Source organism: Aeromonas sp. 5HA1 (genome assembly GCF_029237245.1).
Lineage (GTDB): Bacteria > Pseudomonadota > Gammaproteobacteria > Enterobacterales > Aeromonadaceae > Aeromonas > Aeromonas salmonicida.
The window spans coordinates 16,277-34,029 of the sequence record NZ_JAACFW010000010.1; the positions used below are offsets into that span (position 1 = coordinate 16,277).

13 protein-coding genes and 1 other RNA gene are annotated in these 17,753 nt (G+C 58.3%); 7 read left to right on the plus strand and 7 right to left on the minus strand.

The features are described from left to right. Positions 1-34: 34 nt before the first annotated feature. From GWQ27_RS10760 to GWQ27_RS10770, 3 genes are all read right to left on the minus strand, one after another. A complete protein-coding gene (locus GWQ27_RS10760; RefSeq protein ID WP_275907332.1) occupies positions 35-3,829 on the minus strand; it encodes a DEAD/DEAH box helicase in 3,795 nt (1,264 codons plus the stop codon). Positions 3,830-3,920: 91 nt separating this feature from the next. Beyond that, positions 3,921-4,268, minus strand: a complete 348-nt coding sequence (locus tag GWQ27_RS10765; protein ID WP_059113643.1) for an RnfH family protein — start codon at positions 4,266-4,268, stop codon at positions 3,921-3,923. Then, on the minus strand, positions 4,261-4,695 hold the full coding sequence (locus tag GWQ27_RS10770) for an SRPBCC family protein (protein ID WP_005312837.1): 435 nt from the start codon (positions 4,693-4,695) through the stop codon (positions 4,261-4,263). Before GWQ27_RS10770 ends, GWQ27_RS10765 begins: the two co-directional genes overlap by 8 nt. A gap of 339 nt (positions 4,696-5,034) precedes the next feature. Between GWQ27_RS10770 and smpB the strand changes: the two genes are divergently transcribed. Continuing rightward, entirely contained in the window at positions 5,035-5,523 is a 489-nt protein-coding gene (gene smpB, locus GWQ27_RS10775) for an SsrA-binding protein SmpB (RefSeq protein ID WP_005312834.1), read from the plus strand. A gap of 122 nt (positions 5,524-5,645) precedes the next feature. Further along, positions 5,646-6,005: a transfer-messenger RNA gene (ssrA, locus tag GWQ27_RS10780) on the plus strand. Between the two features lie 234 nt (positions 6,006-6,239). Here the strand turns inward: ssrA and dsdC are convergent. Continuing rightward, the gene (gene dsdC, locus GWQ27_RS10785) at positions 6,240-7,184 is read right to left on the minus strand and encodes a DNA-binding transcriptional regulator DsdC (RefSeq protein ID WP_275907333.1); all 945 of its coding nucleotides are present in this window, start codon (positions 7,182-7,184) and stop codon (positions 6,240-6,242) included. 226 nt (positions 7,185-7,410) lie between these two features. Here dsdC and dsdX point away from each other — a divergent pair, with 226 nt between their 5' ends. The 3 genes from dsdX to GWQ27_RS10800 all read left to right on the plus strand — a co-directional run bounded on the left by dsdX (position 7,411) and on the right by GWQ27_RS10800 (position 10,613). Further along, a complete protein-coding gene (dsdX, locus tag GWQ27_RS10790) occupies positions 7,411-8,748 on the plus strand; it encodes a D-serine transporter DsdX (protein ID WP_275907334.1) in 1,338 nt (445 codons plus the stop codon). Positions 8,749-8,764: 16 nt separating this feature from the next. Beyond that, the gene (locus GWQ27_RS10795; RefSeq protein ID WP_275907335.1) at positions 8,765-10,096 is read left to right on the plus strand and encodes a D-serine ammonia-lyase; all 1,332 of its coding nucleotides are present in this window, start codon (positions 8,765-8,767) and stop codon (positions 10,094-10,096) included. Between the two features lie 340 nt (positions 10,097-10,436). Next, a complete protein-coding gene (locus GWQ27_RS10800) occupies positions 10,437-10,613 on the plus strand; it encodes a hypothetical protein (protein WP_005312753.1) in 177 nt (58 codons plus the stop codon). Positions 10,614-10,681: 68 nt separating this feature from the next. On the opposite strand, the gene icd is transcribed toward GWQ27_RS10800, so the two are convergent. Continuing rightward, entirely contained in the window at positions 10,682-11,935 is a 1,254-nt protein-coding gene (icd, locus tag GWQ27_RS10805) for an NADP-dependent isocitrate dehydrogenase (RefSeq protein WP_005312750.1), read from the minus strand. A gap of 201 nt (positions 11,936-12,136) precedes the next feature. Next, positions 12,137-13,012, minus strand: a complete 876-nt coding sequence (locus GWQ27_RS10810) for an AraC family transcriptional regulator (protein WP_275907336.1) — start codon at positions 13,010-13,012, stop codon at positions 12,137-12,139. 132 nt (positions 13,013-13,144) lie between these two features. On the opposite strand from GWQ27_RS10810, the gene manA reads away from it, so the two are divergent. Further along, positions 13,145-14,344, plus strand: a complete 1,200-nt coding sequence (gene manA / locus GWQ27_RS10815; protein WP_275907337.1) for a mannose-6-phosphate isomerase, class I — start codon at positions 13,145-13,147, stop codon at positions 14,342-14,344. A 229-nt stretch (positions 14,345-14,573) separates the two neighbouring features. On the opposite strand, the gene GWQ27_RS10820 is transcribed toward manA, so the two are convergent. Beyond that, complete coding sequence (locus GWQ27_RS10820) at positions 14,574-14,723, minus strand: hypothetical protein (RefSeq protein ID WP_021138017.1); 150 nt, start codon at positions 14,721-14,723, stop codon at positions 14,574-14,576. A gap of 708 nt (positions 14,724-15,431) precedes the next feature. Between GWQ27_RS10820 and GWQ27_RS10825 the strand changes: the two genes are divergently transcribed. After that, the gene (locus GWQ27_RS10825; protein WP_275907338.1) at positions 15,432-17,339 is read left to right on the plus strand and encodes a PTS fructose transporter subunit EIIC; all 1,908 of its coding nucleotides are present in this window, start codon (positions 15,432-15,434) and stop codon (positions 17,337-17,339) included. Positions 17,340-17,753 lie beyond the last annotated feature (414 nt).

The following is a 17,753-nucleotide window of genomic DNA, read 5'->3' on the forward strand; positions in this document are numbered from 1 at the left end:
TCAATACCCATCCTGAAAGACGCGGCCAGAGATATCAGTTCGCCGATAACAGGTTTTTGATCACCTCAGCATCGATCTGTGCCACCTGATGCTGATCGCCCAACACGCCTTCGGCCAGCTCCCGCTTCTGGGCATGCAGCGCCACAATTTTCTCTTCCACCGTCTGCTCGCACACTAATCGATAGACGGTGACCGGCTCAGTTTGACCCATCCGGTGAACCCGATCGCTGGCCTGATCTTCTACCGCCGGATTCCACCAGGGATCGAGATGGATAACCGTATCGGCCTCAGTCAGGTTGAGCCCGGTGCCTCCTGCTTTCAAACTGATCAAAAAGAGCGGTATCGCGTCGGTTTTAAAACGTGCGATCGCCTGTTGCCGCTGCTTGGTGTTGCAACTGCCATCGAGATAGCAGTAATCGAGCGCCACATCGGCCAAACGCTGACGCAGCAGGGTCAGCAGATCGACAAACTGGCTGAAAATCAAGATCCGGTGACCGTTGTCGATGGCCTCCAGCGCCAGCTCCATCGCCGCATCCAGTTTGCTCTGTGGCTGCGACCAATCGGGCAGCAGCAAGGCGGGTGAACAACAGATACGCCGTAACCGGGTGAGGTTGCTCAGCATCAACATCAGGTTGTGCCCCTCACCACTCTCCATCTGGCTTAATGCTTCGCGCCGGCTCGCCTCATACAGGGCAAGTTCCGGCCCGGAGAGCTGGATGTGATGAACGATCTCGGTTTTTTCTGGCAGCTCGGCCAACACTTCGCGTTTGAGGCGCCGCAACACAAAGGGCGCGATAACTCCTTTCAACTGGGCAAGATGGGCCGGATCACGACTCGCCTTGCCAAACCTCTGTTTGAAATGGGTTTTATTACCAAGCAGACCCGGGTTAATAAAGTTGAACAGGCTCCAGAGCTCACCGAGATGGTTTTCAACCGGAGTGCCACTCAAGGCGAGTCGAAACTCGCCATCGAGCTTGAACAGCGCCTTGGCGCGCGCCGTGCTGGCATTTTTAATCTGCTGCGCCTCATCGGCCACTATGGTGGCCCATTTAATCTCGCCAAGCTCGGCATGGCTGGTCACCAGCCCATAGGTAGTCAACAGCAGGGAGCCCGGCCCCAGATTGGCCACTGCTGCGCCCCTGTCTTGCTGCTCATTGAGCACCTGTACCGTCAGCTCAGGGGCAAAACGGGCCGCCTCGTCACACCAGTTGGTCAACAGCGAAGTGGGCACGATCACCAGCGCAGGCCCCTGCTCTTTTCTAAGCCGAAGCAGGGTCAACGCCTGGATGGTTTTGCCCAGCCCCATGTCGTCAGCCAGACAGGCCCCGAAGCGGTGCTGTGCCAGATTGGCCATCCACTGCACCCCCACCCGCTGATAATCGCGCAGCGATGTCATCAGCTCGGCCGGACAACTGGCCTGCTGGCGCCAGGCGTCGGTCAGCCCGCGCCATCCTGCATCTCCGCTGACCGCGCTCTGCTCAAGCAGGTGCATCAGTGGATAGGCCAGCCGCTGGCTGACCTGCTGCTTGTCATCCACCAGCGCCGCCAAGGTGGTCAACCGCGCCAGCAGTGATTCGCTCAACATCAGCTGAGCCTGTTTACCCTCAATGGTGATATAGCGCCGGCCACCGGCCACTTGCCGCAACAACAGCCGTAAATCGAGCACCTGCTGCTGATCGACCTGTAATTCGCCGTCGATGGCAAACCACTCCTGCTGTTGCTCTATTCGCAGAGTCAGCGCCTCTTCGCCAATCAGATGCATCCTCTGGCTGTCGCTGTGCCATTGCAAGCGAACCCCCAGTTCATCAAGGGCGGCGAACCGTTCCAGCATGGGGATCATCTCAACGCCGCTCAGCGACCAGGGGCCCTTGCCCACCAATTCCAACGCCTTGGCCACTGTTTTGGTCAGGGCGCGCTCTTGCTTTAATGACCGCTGCCAATAGTGATGAGGGGCTTGCCAGTCTTTAATGAATTCCGCCCCCAGCCCCAAGGGGATCGCCTTGCCCCCCGCCAACTGGTTAACCAGCTGCAGGTTCAGGGTCTCTTTTTGCAAATCAGCCAACATCACCGCATCGATGGGGCAAGGGCTTAGCCGGGTATGACTGCAGAGCGCCGGATGCTCACTGATCCAATCCAGTTCGGGTTGATTGTTGAGGGTATCTGCCAATTTAGGCAGCGCTTCGGCTGGCAGTTCAGGCATGCGCGCAAGATGGGGCAACAGCTCTTGCACCTTGGCTGGCACCGCCTCCACTTGCCACAGATCGGCGGCAATCGGGGTAATTTTCTTGCGGTTGGTTACCGATACCGCTTTACCGTCGCTCATCAGGGTCGCTTGCCAGCGACCCTCACGCTCTTCAATGGTGACCAGTGGTGAGTTGAACAGCAGGGCCAAGGGCGTGCCATCACTGGTTTGCAGGCGGGGATGTTCTGCCAATATCCGCAATGTACCGAGATCAGGGGCGCAGTAGTAGTTATGCCGCATGCTATGAGCAATGCGCAGATCCTGCTCGTCAGCCACCTCGGGATAGAGGTTGTCGATATCCCACAGGTTGTGAATCACCCGACCACTGCTCCAGCCGCCTTTGACACTCTCCTTTTGCAAGCGGCAAACCAGCTCGTCGCCACGCTTGTCAAGCTGCCATACCAGCCGTTCACATTTACCTACTTCCTGCTGTGGCGATGGCAAGCTGGCGAGCCAACGCTCCCACTGTGCAGGGCGATGAATCGCAAAGATGCCAAGGGACGTTGACTTATCCAGCAGCAGACGCAGCAAATCCTGACACAGCGCCATCAACAGGTGCTGTGGGGGCGCCGCTAAAAGGGGCTCTACTTGCCAGGTTGCCAAGTCGCCAACATCAACGCCTGACTGCTGGGCCTGCCATAGCAAACAGAGCACCAGCCACAGTTGCCCCCAAGCTATGTGAGGTTGGGAAGTAAACGCCTCAACAGGACCACGCCACTCTCGCATCAAGATAGCGGGCGGCATCCGACCTTTCTCGCCCAGTAGCAACAAGGGTTCCACCAGCCAGGGATGCTGTTTTTTCGCCCATGTCATCGCCTGCTTGTGCCACTTGAAGATATCTCCCCCCACAACTGCAAGCAGACCGAACCAAATCACGGTCAAACCACCGGGGAAAAAACCCTTCTGGCTGGCACGAACACGCCATGTCAGCAACGCCAGCTCCAACGCGGCCGCTTGCCCAGTCCCATCACCTTTATAGCCACGCAGCAAATCGACAAGCTCGCTCGGACCTCCCGGATAGTCAGACGTCTGCAGCGTCAGCAGACAATCCTGCTCGAACTGCATATAGGAGAGCTGATCTGCCATCACTGGCCTATCCCCCTCCGAACACAGCTCTCCCCAAGAGTAACTAGGGATTCCATTGAGGAACTCTTCCTCATGCCAGCATCTTGCAATCACCTGCTGTAACTTGAGGGACAGGTAACCAAAAACTCGCGTCGCGCCCATGGCGCCGAACACTTCCCTGTCTGCCTCACGCAACTCACGCTGATGCCAGACTGCCTGTTTTCCCTGCATCAACAGCCTGGCATAGGCGATGTAATTCCAGTTGGAAAAGCGCACGTCACCGGGGAGAGCCTGAGGCTGACTGAAATAGAGATAGAGCAGAAACCAGAACCCCTCTGTCGCCAACGTATAGATCCCGTTTCGCTCCAGATGAATCATCTCGGTATCGACCAACTCGGCCAATGCTGTCCTCTCAGCCGCTTTGAGCGTATGACCCATGAACCGACCAAGTTGAGTCACATTGCATTGATGGTGGTTTGCCACATAAAAGAGCAGCTGGTTATGAATAGCGGTAAATTGCATGGCAGCAGTCCTGACATAATCGAGGTTGCAGTGGTTACAGCAGAGGCTTGCAGGTGTCAATCCGGGAGTGATGACGAACAAACGGGAGCCATTATTCCCCTCGCTTGCGGTTGGTATTGGGCCGGCCGCCAGTCACCACATCGGCGCGCCCTTCTTCTTTGGCCTTCTCTGCCCGCTTCTTGCGCATCTCTTTCGGATCGGCAATGAGCGGACGATAGATCTCGATGCGATCCCCATCCTGCAGCAACTCGGAACCCTTGACCGGACGGCTGTAGATACCGAACTTGTTGACCGACAGATCGATCTCTGGGTGCTTGGTCACTATGCCGGACTGCTCGATGGCAGCCAGCACGCTCGTCTCGGGGGCAACCCGGATGCGCAGCACCGTCTGGCGCTCGGGCAGGGCATACACCACCTCGATATTGAGTAAATCAGACACCGTACACCACCTTGGCGCGGTTGGAGAAAGCGAGCACCATGGAACCCACCAGATCGCGGAAAATCTGGCCAAATGCCAGCTCGATCAACTTGGACGTGAACTCAAAATCGAGGTCGAACTCGACCTTGCAGGCATCCACATCCAGCGGCGTAAAGGTCCACCAGCCAGCCAGTTTGCTAAAGGGGCCGTCCACCAGCTCCATTTTTATCTGCCGGTTGGCATCGAGCTGGTTGCGAGTGGTAAACGTCTTGGCAATTCCCGCCTTGGCCACATCCACCGAGGCCGTCATGTAGTCATTGCCGGTTTCGTGAACGCGACTGCCGACACAACCGGGCAGAAACTCCGGATAAGCGTGAACATCATTGACCAGCCGGAACATTTGTTCGGCGCTGAACATCACCAGGGCACTGCGAGTAATACGGGGCATGGGTTTTCCTCATCCAATCGGGCCGATTTTATCACCTTGTCAGCTAAAATCACCGCCGAAACTGCTCACAATGCCGTCACTCAAGCGGTTGCGCGTTTTACTACCGCCGCCACCCACCTACAAATCATCGTCCCGGCCAACATCACCACCCAAACTGCTCACAATGCCATCACTCAAGCGGTTGTGCGTTTTACCGCCGCCGCCACCTCTAAATCACCGTCCCGGCCAAAATCACCACCGAAACTGCTCACAAAGCCGCCACTTGAGCGGTTGCGCGTTTTACAGCCGCCGCCACCCACGTATAATGCGCCTTCCTAATCATTGCCAAAGGCGCCCGTCATGAGCAAAAAGAACAGTAAAAACAAAGCCGGGTCCAGCACCATTGCACTCAACAGAACCGCCCGTCACGAGTACTTCATCGAAGAACGTGTGGAAGCCGGTCTGTCCCTGCAAGGGTGGGAAGTCAAATCCCTGCGGGCGGGCAAGGCCAACATCAGCGAAGCCTATGTCATCTTCATGCAAGGCGAAGCCTTCCTGTTCGGCTCCACCTTCTTGCCACTGAATGCCGCCTCCAGCCACGTGGTATGTGACCCGACTCGCACCCGCAAACTCCTGCTGAGCCGCCATGAGCTCGACAAGCTGGAGAGCCTGACTGCCCGTCAGGGTTACACCATAGTGCCGCTGGCACTTTACTGGAAAGAGTGCTGGGTCAAGGTCGAGATCGGCCTGGTAAAAGGCAAGAAAGAACACGACAAGCGGGAAGACACCAAGGCCCGCGAATGGGATCGGGAGAAAGCCCGCATCATGAAGAACAAGCATCGCGGCTGATTGTGCGCCGCCAGCGCTTGCGCGGCGTCCAATAAACCAGCAATCGACCGGCCAAGGCCGGTCGATTGCTATCAACGCCTTGCCATGACAGGATTTTTGCGTACAATCGCTTTTGACAACTTGGGGCTGATTCTGGATTCGACAAGATTCACGAAACCCAAGGTGCATGCCGAGGTGCGGTAGGCCTCGTTAACAAACCGCAAAAAAATAGTCGCAAACGACGAAAACTACGCACTAGCAGCTTAATAACCTGCATAGAGCCCTTCTACCCTAGCTTGCCTGTGTCCTAGGGAATCGGAAGGTCATCCTTCACAGGATCGTGTGGAAGTCCTGCTCGGGGCGGAAGCATTAAAACCAATCGAGCTAGTCAATTCGTGGCGTGTCTCTCCGCAGCGGGTTGGCGAATGTAAAGAGTGACTAAGCATGTAGTACCGAGGATGTAGTAATTTTGGACGGGGGTTCAAATCCCCCCAGCTCCACCAAACGTTTGGAAAGGGCCACTTCGCAAGAAGTGGCCCTTTTTATTTGTATCCTGTTTCCACTCCGTATCGAACGATTGAGCCTTTACTGACAAATCATTCTTATAAATAGCTGATATGTAACCCCTCCCCCTAACTCTCCGGTTCCTCTACTGCCATCTACACCGCTTTATGCCAGGTGTTCGCCCTCCATCCTGCACGCTAGACGAGGAATAAAACGGCGCTTGTCCCTGCCGCTTATTGTGTCTCCTGTGCCTGGGCGCAGACCCAGTCGACAAAGGCCTGGATCTTGGGGCACTGACGGTTGGGCAAGGTTGCTATGTAGTAACGCTGCTCGCAGCGCACCTCCATGCCAGGGAAAGGGGCAACCAGTTCATGTCTGGCCAGCCGCTTGCTCACCAGATTCTTGCGTCCCATGGCGACCCCGGCATGGTTCATGGCGGCGATAATGGCGAGATCGGAGCGATCGAACCCCATGTTCGACCGACAGGCATCGAGGGAGATGCCGCACTGGCGAGCCCAACTGCTCCACTCGTCGCTGTCCGAGTCATAGCCCCAGGCCTGCCTGTCGTGCAGCAGGCGACAGCGAGGCAAGTGGTCAGGATTGTCCAGCAGCCCATGCTGCTCGGCATATTCGGGGCTGCAGACCGGCACCATGTACTCATCCATCAGCGGGTGGATGGCGAGCCGCTCAGGGAGTTTGTCATCGAAATAGATCGTCAGGTCTATACCATAGCCGTGCAGATTGATGTTCTCGTTCCCTGTCATGACGTTGAGATCGATCTGGGGATGCAGGCGAGAAAAATCCGCGAGTCTGGGCACCAGCCAGCACTGGGCGATGGAGGGGCGGGAGTAGACGGTCAGGGAACCGGACAGTTCCTGATGCTTGATCTCCAGGATCTCCTGATTGATGAACTCCAGCGATGACTTGAGCGCCCAGAAGACTCGTTGTCCCTCTGCGGTCAGCATCACCTTGCGGTGAAAGCGCTGGAACAGCTTGAAACCAAGCTCCTCTTCCAGCGCACTGATCCTGTGGCTCACCGCACTCGGGCTCAGCGCCAGCTCATCCGCCGCCAGGGAAAACGAGCTATGACGGGCCGCCGCCTCGAAGGTATGCAGCTTGGAGAGCTGATAACCGTTCAGCAGCTTGTTTCTCGATACGTAGTTGTCTTCGGTATACATCTGGCACGCCTCTTCGCCCCAAAAAACGCACAGATGATAGCCAGAAATTCCGTCTTTGGATGCAGCCCCACAACTCAAATTTCATCAAAGAAGATAAATGTGATGAATGTGGCACCTTTGCATCAATCTGCCTCACTCAAGACGCCATTTTCATCATTTGTCAGCCGCCCATCATTTTCATTCAATAGGCGCCTACATCATCACTCATGACACATAGAGGCGCAGTATGAATTCTGAAGTGTGGGTCGTCGGTACCTTGCTGACTAGCATCATTCTGATTGTCTTCACCATAGTGAAGGGCAAGGTACATCCTTTCCTGGCTTTGCTGCTGGCGAGCTTCTATGTGGGCACCATGATGGGGATGAACCCGGTCAAGATGGTCAACGCCATGGAAGAGGGCATAGGCGGCACGCTAGGCTTTCTCGCCGCCGTCATCGGCCTTGGCACCATACTCGGCAAGATGATGGAGGTATCGGGGGCGGCGGAGCGCATCGGGCTCGCCCTGCAAAAGTGCCGCTGGCTCTCGCCTCAGGTCATCATGGTGCTGGTCGGTCTGGTGTGCGGCATCACGTTGTTTGTCGAAGTAGGTGTGGTGCTGCTCATTCCGCTGGCCTTCTCCATCGCCCGCAAGACCAGGACCTCGCTGCTGATGCTGGCCATCCCGCTCTGCACCGCCCTGATGGCCGTGCACTGCATAGTGCCGCCCCACCCGGCCGCGCTCTACGTCACCAATCAGCTGGGTGCCGACATAGGTTCCGTCATCGTCTACGGTCTCGCAGTCGGGCTGTTTGCCTCCCTGGTGGGCGGCCCGCTGTTTCTGAAGCTGCTCGGCAAACGGGTGCCGTTCAAGGAGGTACCCGCCGCCTTTGCGAATATAGAGGCGCGCGACGAGGCAAGCCTCCCTACCTTAAGTGCCTCCCTCTTCACCGTGCTGCTGCCCATACTGCTGATGCTGGCCAAGACGGTGGCCGAGCTCAACATGGATCACGCAAGCAGCCTCTATACCCTGCTGGAGTTCATCGGCAACCCCATCACCGCCATGTTTATCGCCGCCTTCACCGCCTACTACGTGCTGGGGATCCGTCAGCACATGAAGATGGAAGGGCTGCTGAACCAGACCGAGCAGTGCTTCTCCTCCATCGCCAATATCCTGCTCATCATAGGGGCAGGCGGCGCCTTCAACGGAGTGCTCAAGGCGAGCGGCCTGGGGGACAGCCTGGCGACCATCCTCTCCCAGCTGGACATGCACCCTATCCTGCTGGCCTGGCTGGTGGCCATAGTGCTGCACGCAGCCGTAGGCTCGGCCACGGTCGCCATGATGGGGGCCACTGCCATCGTCTCCCCCATCATGGTGCACTACCCCGAGATAAGCCCCGAGATCATGACGCTCGCCATCGGCTCCGGCGCCATTGGCTGCACCATGGTAACCGACTCTCTGTTCTGGCTGGTCAAGCAGTATTGCGGCGCCACTCTGAACGAAACGCTCAAGTACTACACTACCGCCACCTTTGTCGCCTCCCTGGTGGCGCTGGCCGGTACTTTCCTGCTCTCCTGTATCGTGTAACAAGACCGAGAACACTATGAAAAACATCGACGTACAACAGCTCACCAACCAATTCCCGCTGGTGCAATCCCTGATGGCACTCGAGCCCGTGACCTGGTTCAACCCCAAGGCCAGCACGCTGGCGGTTGGCCTGCCCTATGTGGGACTGGATGGCAGCGATGTGGCGGATGCCTCAGCCCGGCTTGCCCGCTTCGCCCCCTACATGTGCGAAGCCTTCCCGGAGACCCGCGCCAGCAAGGGCATTCTGGAGTCCGAGATCGCCGCCATCCCGGCCATGCAGGCAACGCTCAATGCGCGCTACGGCGTCGAGGTCACCGGCAAGTTGCTGCTGAAAAAAGACAGCCATCTGCCCATCTCCGGCTCCATCAAGGCGCGCGGCGGCATCTACGAGGTACTGACCCATGCCGAACAGCTGGCGATCAAGGCCGGGTTGCTGTGCGAAGAGGATGACTATCGCAAGCTGTTCAGCGAAGAGTTCCGCCAGTTCTTCGGCCAGTACAGCATTGCCGTGGGCTCCACCGGCAACCTCGGCATGTCCATCGGCATCATGAGCGCCAAGCTCGGCTTTACCGTCACAGTGCACATGTCTGCCGATGCGCGGGAGTGGAAGAAGCGCAAGTTGCGCGAACACGGCGTAATAGTGGTGGAGTATGCCGAGGATTACGGGGTGGCGGTGGAGCAGGGCCGCAAGGAGGCCGAACGCGACCCCAACTGCTTCTTTATCGACGACGAGAACTCCCGCACCCTGTTCCTCGGCTACTCGGTAGCGGGCGAGCGGGTGAAAAAGCAGTTCGATGATATGGGCATCAAGGTGGATGCCGAGCATCCGCTGTTCGTCTATCTGCCTTGCGGTGTGGGCGGTGGCCCCGGCGGCGTGGCCTTTGGCCTGAAACTCGCGTTCGGGGACCATGTCCACTGCCTGTTTGCCGAACCCACCCACTCCCCCTGCATGCTGCTGGGGGTCCACACCGGTCTGCACGATAACATCGCGGTGCAGGATCTGGGTATCGACAATCTCACCGCCGCCGACGGCCTCGCAGTGGGGCGTGCATCCGGCTTCGTCGGCCGCGCCATGGAGCGACTGCTCGATGGCTTCTACACCCTGAGCGATCAGGAGATGTATGACCTGCTGGGGCTGCTGGCGCGGGATGAGCAGATCAAACTCGAACCCTCGGCCCTGGCCGGCATGCCGGGCCCGTGGCGCATCGCGGCCGATCGCGAATGGCCGGCGGATCGCGGCTTCGATACCGCTACTCTGGCCCGGGCCACCCATCTGGTATGGGCTACCGGCGGCGGCATGGTTCCCGCCGAAGAGATGGAAAAATACCTGACTACCGCCAAAATTTGATCTTTTTTCACCCGATAAACCCGCCACTCTGGCGGGTTTTTCTCTTCATGGATCAGCAAGATGGCACATCCTTTGCCTTGAACATGAGCACGCCACGTCTCCTCCTGCGGCTGCCAATCCCCCCAAGTTGGTTATTTTGTGATAAGATAGGGTCCGTTTTTTGACATCTGCGCCCAGTTCGCACCGTTATCCGGCGAGATCGCCACCCAATCCGGTGATAACAACGAACAGAGGTGCGCAGAAAAACAGTGACCTGGTTGAGTCAGGTCTGGTCGCAGTCGAGAGGCTGTTTTACCAGACGGGCAACACCCAAGAGCACCTTAGATAAGGAGATCGGGCAATGAAACAATATCAAAGCTGGCTGGGACAATATCTGATGAGTCGCCGCGATGGAGATCACGCCATGGCATCCGAGCTCGCCAACTCCATCTGCGAGTTCTGGCAGACCCAGGGTGACGAAGCCGAAAGCAGCAAATGGCAGCAGCGCTATCAGCAACACGCAGAGCAAGCGCAGTAAGCCACTTGACTCTTCACCGATAAAAAACCGGCGCTCATGGCGCCGGTTTTGCATTTTAGTCTTACCGCTTACATCTGATCGACCATGTCCTGGGCGAACTGGGAGCAGGAGCGCAGGGTGGCGCCTTCCATCAGACGCTCGAAGTCATAGGTGACCGTCTTGTTGGCGATGGCCGCTTCCATGCCCTTGATGATGAGATCGGCCGCTTCGACCCAGCCCATGTGGCGCAGCATCATCTCGGCAGAGAGGATCAGCGAACCCGGGTTGACCTTGTCCTGACCGGCGTACTTGGGCGCAGTGCCGTGAGTCGCCTCGAACAGAGCCACACCGTCGCCGATGTTGGCACCCGGCGCGATACCGATACCACCAACCTGAGCGGCCAGGGCGTCGGAGATGTAGTCACCGTTGAGGTTCATACAGGCGATGACGTCGTACTCGGCCGGACGCAGCAGTATCTGTTGCAGGAAGGCATCGGCGATGACGTCCTTGACCACGATAGTCTTGCCGGTTTTCGGGTTCTTGAAGGAGCACCAGGGGCCACCGTCGATGAGCTGGGCATCGTACTCTTTCTGGGCCAGGGCATAGCCCCAATCCTTGAAGGCACCTTCGGTGAACTTCATGATGTTGCCCTTGTGCACCAGGGTCACGGAGTCGCGATCGTTGTCGATGGCATACTCGATGGCGGCACGCACCAGACGCTCGGTACCGGCCTTGGACATGGGCTTGATGCCGATGCCGCAGGACTCGGGGAAGCGAATTTTCTTCACGCCCATCTCGTTTTGCAGGAAGGCGATCACCTTCTTGGCTTCGTCGCTGTCCGCCTTCCACTCGATACCGGCGTAGATGTCTTCGGCGTTTTCGCGGAAGATCACCATGTCGGTCAGGTCAGGACGCTTGACCGGGCTCGGGGTCCCTTCGTAGTAACGGACCGGGCGCAGGCAGATGTAGAGATCCAGCTCCTGACGCAGGGCCACGTTGAGGGAGCGAATACCGCCACCGACCGGGGTGGTCAGCGGGCCCTTGATGGCCACGCAATATTCACGAATGAAATCCAGGGTTTCGGCCGGCAGCCAGGCACCTTCGCCATAGATATGAGTCGACTTCTCGCCGGTATAGATCTCCATCCAGGCGATCTTGCGCTCGCCTTTGTAGGCTTTCTCGACCGCAGCATTGACCACATTCAACATGGCCGGGGTCACGTCCACACCGATGCCATCCCCTTCAATAAACGGAATGATCGGATGGTTGGGAACCTGCAGCTTGCCGTTGGCATCGACTGTGATTTTCTGGCCCTGGGTCGGGATAACTACTTTGCTTTCCATCGGCATCTCCTAACTTCCGTTTGTTATCAATCTGTAAGTTGCGCGCGGCCATCTTAGCCCATTCGTTTTCATAATCAAATGGCGAGCACGCATGTCAGACCATAGTCGAGTACTGGATCACAATGCGACCGGCTCGCTCGCCCCTGCATATATTCGGCACCATCCAACCCTGTTGTACTCGGGCCCAGACGGCGGCATGACTCATACCACCAGCCTATCCCCCTGCCCTTGCGGCTGACTCAGGGAGCGGTACTGTGAGGGGGTCAGCCCGGTCTTTTGCTTGAACACCCGGCAAAAATAGTTCACATCGCTGTAACCACAGCGGCTCGCCACCTCTTCAAGGCGGAAGCGGTACTTTTTCAGCATGAATTTGGCCCTGTCGATCCGCACCCAGCTGATGTAATCGGCCAGGCGCATGTGGCCCTGCTCGCGAAACAGGTGGGAGAGATGGCTGGCCGAGACGTTGAAGCGGTGGGCGATGGAGTCGCGGGTGATGGGGCGGTGAAAGTTTTCCTGGATATAGATGCAGATGCCATGAAACAGGTCTGCCCCTCTTGGCCGCTCGGCGGCGGATTCCGCCAGCAGCTGGCGGGCACTGGTGAGCAACGCCTGCAACAGGTGGTTGTCGGTGGGGGAGCGGCCGGGATCCTCGGTCAGCACGTTGAGCGCCGCCAGTATGTGTTCGATCACATGACCGGCCCGCGCCATTATGCTGTGCTTTTGCACATCGAAAAAATCGGGGTCTTCCCGCCGCTTGCTCACCAGACTGAAACCTAGCTGGCGCTTGCCAAACAGCAGGCTCAACACCGAGCAGTCCGTGGTCCACAGTGGCTTGTTCCAGCCATTGGGCGGTATGTAGAGCGCCTGTCCCGGCAGTACGCTTATCTCCTTGCAGCCCAGCTCCTTGTCCCAGACCTGGTTGAGGTATTCGCCGCTGAACACCAGTTCGAGGCGGGGAAAGTTGACCTGATAGCTGAAACCGGGCGGCACCCCCTGATCCTGGGCAAACCAGATCTGCTCGAAAGGGGCCTGCTCATGAAGGGCGCCATCGAGCAGTTGGCTGAAGATAAGTGACATGCTGATCCTGATCAAATAGAGAGAGGCAAGCGGTTGCTGCGGCCACAACCGCCCATGTTATAGTCCGGCCCACAGCAGCAATGCCACCCTTTTCTTCACCCGACTTTCTTCACACTAAATGAGGCATCCCTTATGAGCAGTCGCGATCTGCCCTCTTTTTTGTTAATGCAAAATCCGATTCAAGGTTACGACTGGGGCAGCCATGACTCCCTCACCACACTGTTTGGCATCTCCAATCCGACGGGCAAACCCCAGGCCGAGCTGTGGATGGGCGCCCACCCCAACGGCTGCTCCGAGGTGACCCTGGCGGGCAGTACGCAGAAGCTCTCGGTGGTGATCGATGCCGCCCCGGCCGCCGTGCTGGGTGAGGCCACCGTCACCCGCTTCGGCAGCCTGCCGTTCCTGTTCAAGGTGCTGTGCGCCGAGAAGGCCCTCTCCATCCAGGTACACCCGAGCAAAGCCCAGGCCGAAGCGGGCTTTGCCAAAGAAGAAGCCGCTGGCATCCCCATCAAGGCGGGCAATCGCAACTACAAAGACCCCAATCACAAGCCGGAGCTGGTGTTTGCCCTCACCCCCTATCAGGCGATGAACGGCTTTCGTGCCATTCCCGCCATCCTGGCGCTGTTCGAGCGCATGGCGCTGCCAGTGCTGACCGACCTGGCCGAGGCGCTGCGCCAGTCACGGAATGAAACTGGCCTGCAGCACTTCTTCCACCAGCTGCTGATCCTCAGCGATGAGCGCAAAGATGAGGCACTCGCTGGCCTGCTAACCTACGCCAGCGCACATCAGGATGAAGAGATCTTTGCCCTCATCACCAACCTGGCCGCCCAGTACCCGGGGGACGTGGGACTCTTCTCGCCGCTCTTGCTCAACGTCGTGACCTTGCAGCCGGGTCAGGCCATGTTCCTCGATGCCTGCACCCCCCACGCCTATGTGCGCGGTACCGGCCTCGAGATCATGGCCAACTCTGACAATGTGCTGCGCGCCGGTCTCACTCCCAAATACATAGACGTGGCCGAGCTGCTGGATTGCACCCGCTGCCTGCCCAAGCCAGATGACCAGATCCTGCTGGCCCCCCGCGTAGAGGGTGCCGTACAGCACTTCGATGTGCCGGTGCCGGACTTCACCTTCAGCGTCTATCCGGCAGGCGAGCATCAGCTCACCACCGCCAGTGCCGAGATCCTGTTTGCCATCGATGGCACTGCGACGCTCAAGCAGGGCGACGAGATGCTGCGCCTCGAGAAGGGTCAGTCCGCCTTTGTCCCTGCTGCCACCGGCCACTACCAGCTGCTGGCCGAAGGCCGGGTCGCCCGCGCCGGCAACCGCTGCTAAGGCGTGAACCCGGCACAGGTTCAATGAGTGAATAAACGCACAAGGGCCATCACTGATGGCCCTTGTTGTTTTTCTTTGGAAATCATCTTCACCATTAGCCTGCCCTGCATGACGTGTACCACCTGACTAATAAAAACCCCCACCTCCCTTGCGGGCTGTGGGGGTTGTACTTTTCTGCTTGATGACGATGACAACTGGCTTGGCTATCGGCCAGTGACAGGATCAGCGGCTACTCATCCAGTTCATCCGGTTGCCGTTCCCCTGCCCGTATCTGTTGCAGTTCATCGACTCTGGCTTGCCACTTGTCGTGGGCCTGCTTGAGCTCCTGTTGCTTGAACTCTTCACGCATGGTGTCGATCTTCTGGTCAAGTGTTTCCATCAGAATGTCTCCTTACATCATTGGGTTAGCATGACAAGGTTAAGACTGGCTGACGGCGCTATTGGCCAACCTGCTCACCTAGTCAGACACCCCGATCCCCATAACTGCCCAACGAAATAAGCGATTGATTATCTATAAACCAATCTAAAAAATGGGTGATAGCTTCTTATGAAGCCATGCAGCCCATGCTCCCCAAGCCGGCAGAGGACCATTCTGCCCACCCGGATTGTGCTGCAATATCAAGGGGCTATGCATATACCCAAGGCGGCCAATCCCCTACGACTGCTTATGCCTGGCTTCCTTTCCTTGAGCCGGCTTACCAGTACAGACATAGGCAGCAAAAGAAGATCCCCCTCCCCGGCAGCACTTTTGCCAAACGGCTCACATTCAAGAGACGGTTAAAGGGTTCAAAACCCCGTCCCAACCTCCCCTTTTGCAAGAGGGCGGAGCCGCAACGCCTCTTGCCCATCATTCCAGAGAAATAATCAAGCCCTTGTTTTTAAACAGATTTAAATCCATTCAGCCCAGCGCTCACCTGACAATCAAAGTGCGAGCCTGCTCACAGGGCCGGGGCATTGACACAAAAATCCAGTAAAGGGCACATATATCCGATTTCGGTGACATGGCTTGGGCGAAACAATAGGCAGGTCAATCGTTTGCTCCATTCGTTACTCATATCACCAGGGCTCGCAGAGCCAGGAGACACCTATGCTCACCACCTTGATAGATGAAGGACTGATCTGCCTCGACATAGCGGCCAACGACAAGCAGGGATTGTTTGTCGAACTGGCCGCCCGGCTCAAAGCCTGCGGCAAGATAGGCAATCAGGATCAGTTCGTGCGCGACCTCTGGACACGGGAAAACCTCGACAACACGGGTTTTGAACAGGGAGTTGCCCTGCCCCACGCCAAAAGCGAAGCCGTGTTGCAGCCCGCCATCGTCATCGGCATCAGCCGGCAGGGGATCGACTACGGCGCCGAAGATGGGCTGGCCTCCAGACTGTTCTTCATGATTGCCTCCCCGGCGGGCGGCGCCAATCACCATATCGAGGTGCTGGCCGAGCTCTCCACCAAGCTGCTGGAACCCGGCTTTATCCCCCAGATGCAGGCGGCCACCAACAAGGCCGAGGTGCTGTCACTGCTGGCGGCCACGGCGCCTGTCGGCGTTGCCGGCAAGCAGCCGGTGCGCGCCGAGGCAACAGCTCAACCGCGAGTCCAAGCGCCCGAGCCCCAGGATCGCAGCATCAAGGCCCAGCTCAATACCCTCAAGCAGCACCTGCTGTTTGGCACCTCCCACATGATCCCCTTCATAGTGGCGGGGGGCGTGCTGCTGTCACTCTCGGTGATGATGAGCGGCAAGGGCGCCGTGCCCGAGGCGGGCGTGCTCAAAGACATGGCGGACATGGGCATCGCCGGGCTCACCCTGTTTACCGCCGTGCTCGGCGGCTACATCGCCTATTCAATGGCGGACAAGCCAGGTCTGGCGCCGGGCATGATCGGCTCCTGGATAGCGGTGCAGCAGTTCCACACCGGTTTTCTCGGCGCCATCCTGGTGGGCTTTATCGCTGGCCTCATTGTCAATCAGCTCAAACGCATAAAACTACCGGACTCCATGAGTTCGCTGGGTTCCATCTTCATCTATCCGCTGATCGGCACCTTCCTGGTGTGCGGCATAGTGATGTGGGTGATAGGGGCGCCCATCGCCGCCATGATGGAGGGGATGAACCACTGGCTCTCCAGCATGGCGGGCTCAGGCAAAGTGATGCTGGGCGCCATCCTGGGTGGCATGACCGCCTTTGACATGGGCGGCCCGGTCAACAAGGTAGCGACCCTGTTCGCCCAGACCCAGGTCAACACCCAGCCCTGGCTGATGGGCGGGGTCGGCATCGCCATCTGCGTGCCACCGCTCGGCATGGCGCTGGCGACCCTGCTCTCCCCCCGTCGCTACAAGAAGGAGGAGCGTGAAGCGGGCAAGGCGGCCGCCATCATGGGCATGATCGGCATCAGCGAGGGGGCCATTCCCTTTGCCGCCGCCGACCCGGTGCGGGTCATTCCGGCAATCGTCGCGGGCGGCATCGTCGGCAACATTACCGGCTTCATGATGCACAGCATCAACCATGCCCCTTGGGGCGGCTGGATAGTGCTGCCTGTGGTGGAAGGCAAGATGGGTTATATCCTGGGAACTGTGCTCGGCGCCCTGACCACGGCCCTTATCGTCAACCTGCTGAAAAAGCCGGTGACAGAGTATGAGACAGTGACAGCCGACGATAGCGGCTATCAGATCATCGAAGCGGAAGGGGAAGCGGACGTGCTCGCCATCACCGCCTGCCCGTCCGGCGTGGCCCACACCTTCCTCGCCGCCAAGAGCCTGCAAAAGGCGGCCGCCAAGGCAGGTATCAAGCTGAAAGTAGAGACCCAGGGCGCCAACGGCATCATCAACCGCATTAGCGCCAAGGACGTAGCCAACGCTCGCTGTGTCATCCTGGCCCACGATGTGGCCATCAAGAACCGGGAGCGCTTCGCCAATATCGAGGTTATCGATGTGAAGACCAGAGAGGCCATCCACAACCCGGAAGGGCTGCTGGCCCGCACCCTGGCAGGCAGCAAAGTGGCCTGACGAGGCCCCCTTATCTGGTGTGCAACAGGAGGGGCCGAGGGCCCCTCCGTTTATTTCAATCCCTACATTTTCAATGCAACGCAGGAGTGAAGCGCCAACCGCCATATCATCGCCCCCATCTGCAGAAGCGTGCATCAGCCTGACCAGGCAGGCCTCGCCTTGTATTGTGAGTCGCCCCCCCTCCAGATGCCGGGTGCCATCAACAAACAGGCCATTGGATGATCGGGAACCGATTATCACCACGCGCAGCTGTCCCTTTCGGGCTTCGCCCTTGACATGAGCAGTGAGCAATCAAGCCTCAAGGGGGTCGCATCCATGGCGCGGATGGATCACACTGGGCTGGCTAACAGGAATAAACTGACGGTGGTCAGGCTCTGTCTCTGCCTTGTGTTCACACTGGCACACCCAGGCCCT

Excerpts from the sequence above, each read along its gene's own strand:
- GWQ27_RS10760 (WP_275907332.1), bottom strand. The coding sequence starts at position 3,829 with ATGCAATTTACCGCTATTCATAACCAGCTGCTCTTTTATGTGGCAAAC.
- GWQ27_RS10770 (WP_005312837.1), bottom strand. The coding sequence starts at position 4,695 with ATGCCCCGTATTACTCGCAGTGCCCTGGTGATGTTCAGCGCCGAACAA.
- smpB (WP_005312834.1), top strand. The coding sequence starts at position 5,035 with ATGAGCAAAAAGAACAGTAAAAACAAAGCCGGGTCCAGCACCATTGCA.
- dsdC (WP_275907333.1), bottom strand. The coding sequence starts at position 7,184 with ATGTATACCGAAGACAACTACGTATCGAGAAACAAGCTGCTGAACGGT.
- dsdX (WP_275907334.1), top strand. The coding sequence starts at position 7,411 with ATGAATTCTGAAGTGTGGGTCGTCGGTACCTTGCTGACTAGCATCATT.
- GWQ27_RS10795 (WP_275907335.1), top strand. The coding sequence starts at position 8,765 with ATGAAAAACATCGACGTACAACAGCTCACCAACCAATTCCCGCTGGTG.
- GWQ27_RS10800 (WP_005312753.1), top strand. The coding sequence starts at position 10,437 with ATGAAACAATATCAAAGCTGGCTGGGACAATATCTGATGAGTCGCCGC.
- icd (WP_005312750.1), bottom strand. The coding sequence starts at position 11,935 with ATGGAAAGCAAAGTAGTTATCCCGACCCAGGGCCAGAAAATCACAGTC.
- GWQ27_RS10810 (WP_275907336.1), bottom strand. The coding sequence starts at position 13,012 with ATGTCACTTATCTTCAGCCAACTGCTCGATGGCGCCCTTCATGAGCAG.
- manA (WP_275907337.1), top strand. The coding sequence starts at position 13,145 with ATGAGCAGTCGCGATCTGCCCTCTTTTTTGTTAATGCAAAATCCGATT.
- GWQ27_RS10820 (WP_021138017.1), bottom strand. The coding sequence starts at position 14,723 with ATGGAAACACTTGACCAGAAGATCGACACCATGCGTGAAGAGTTCAAG.
- GWQ27_RS10825 (WP_275907338.1), top strand. The coding sequence starts at position 15,432 with ATGCTCACCACCTTGATAGATGAAGGACTGATCTGCCTCGACATAGCG.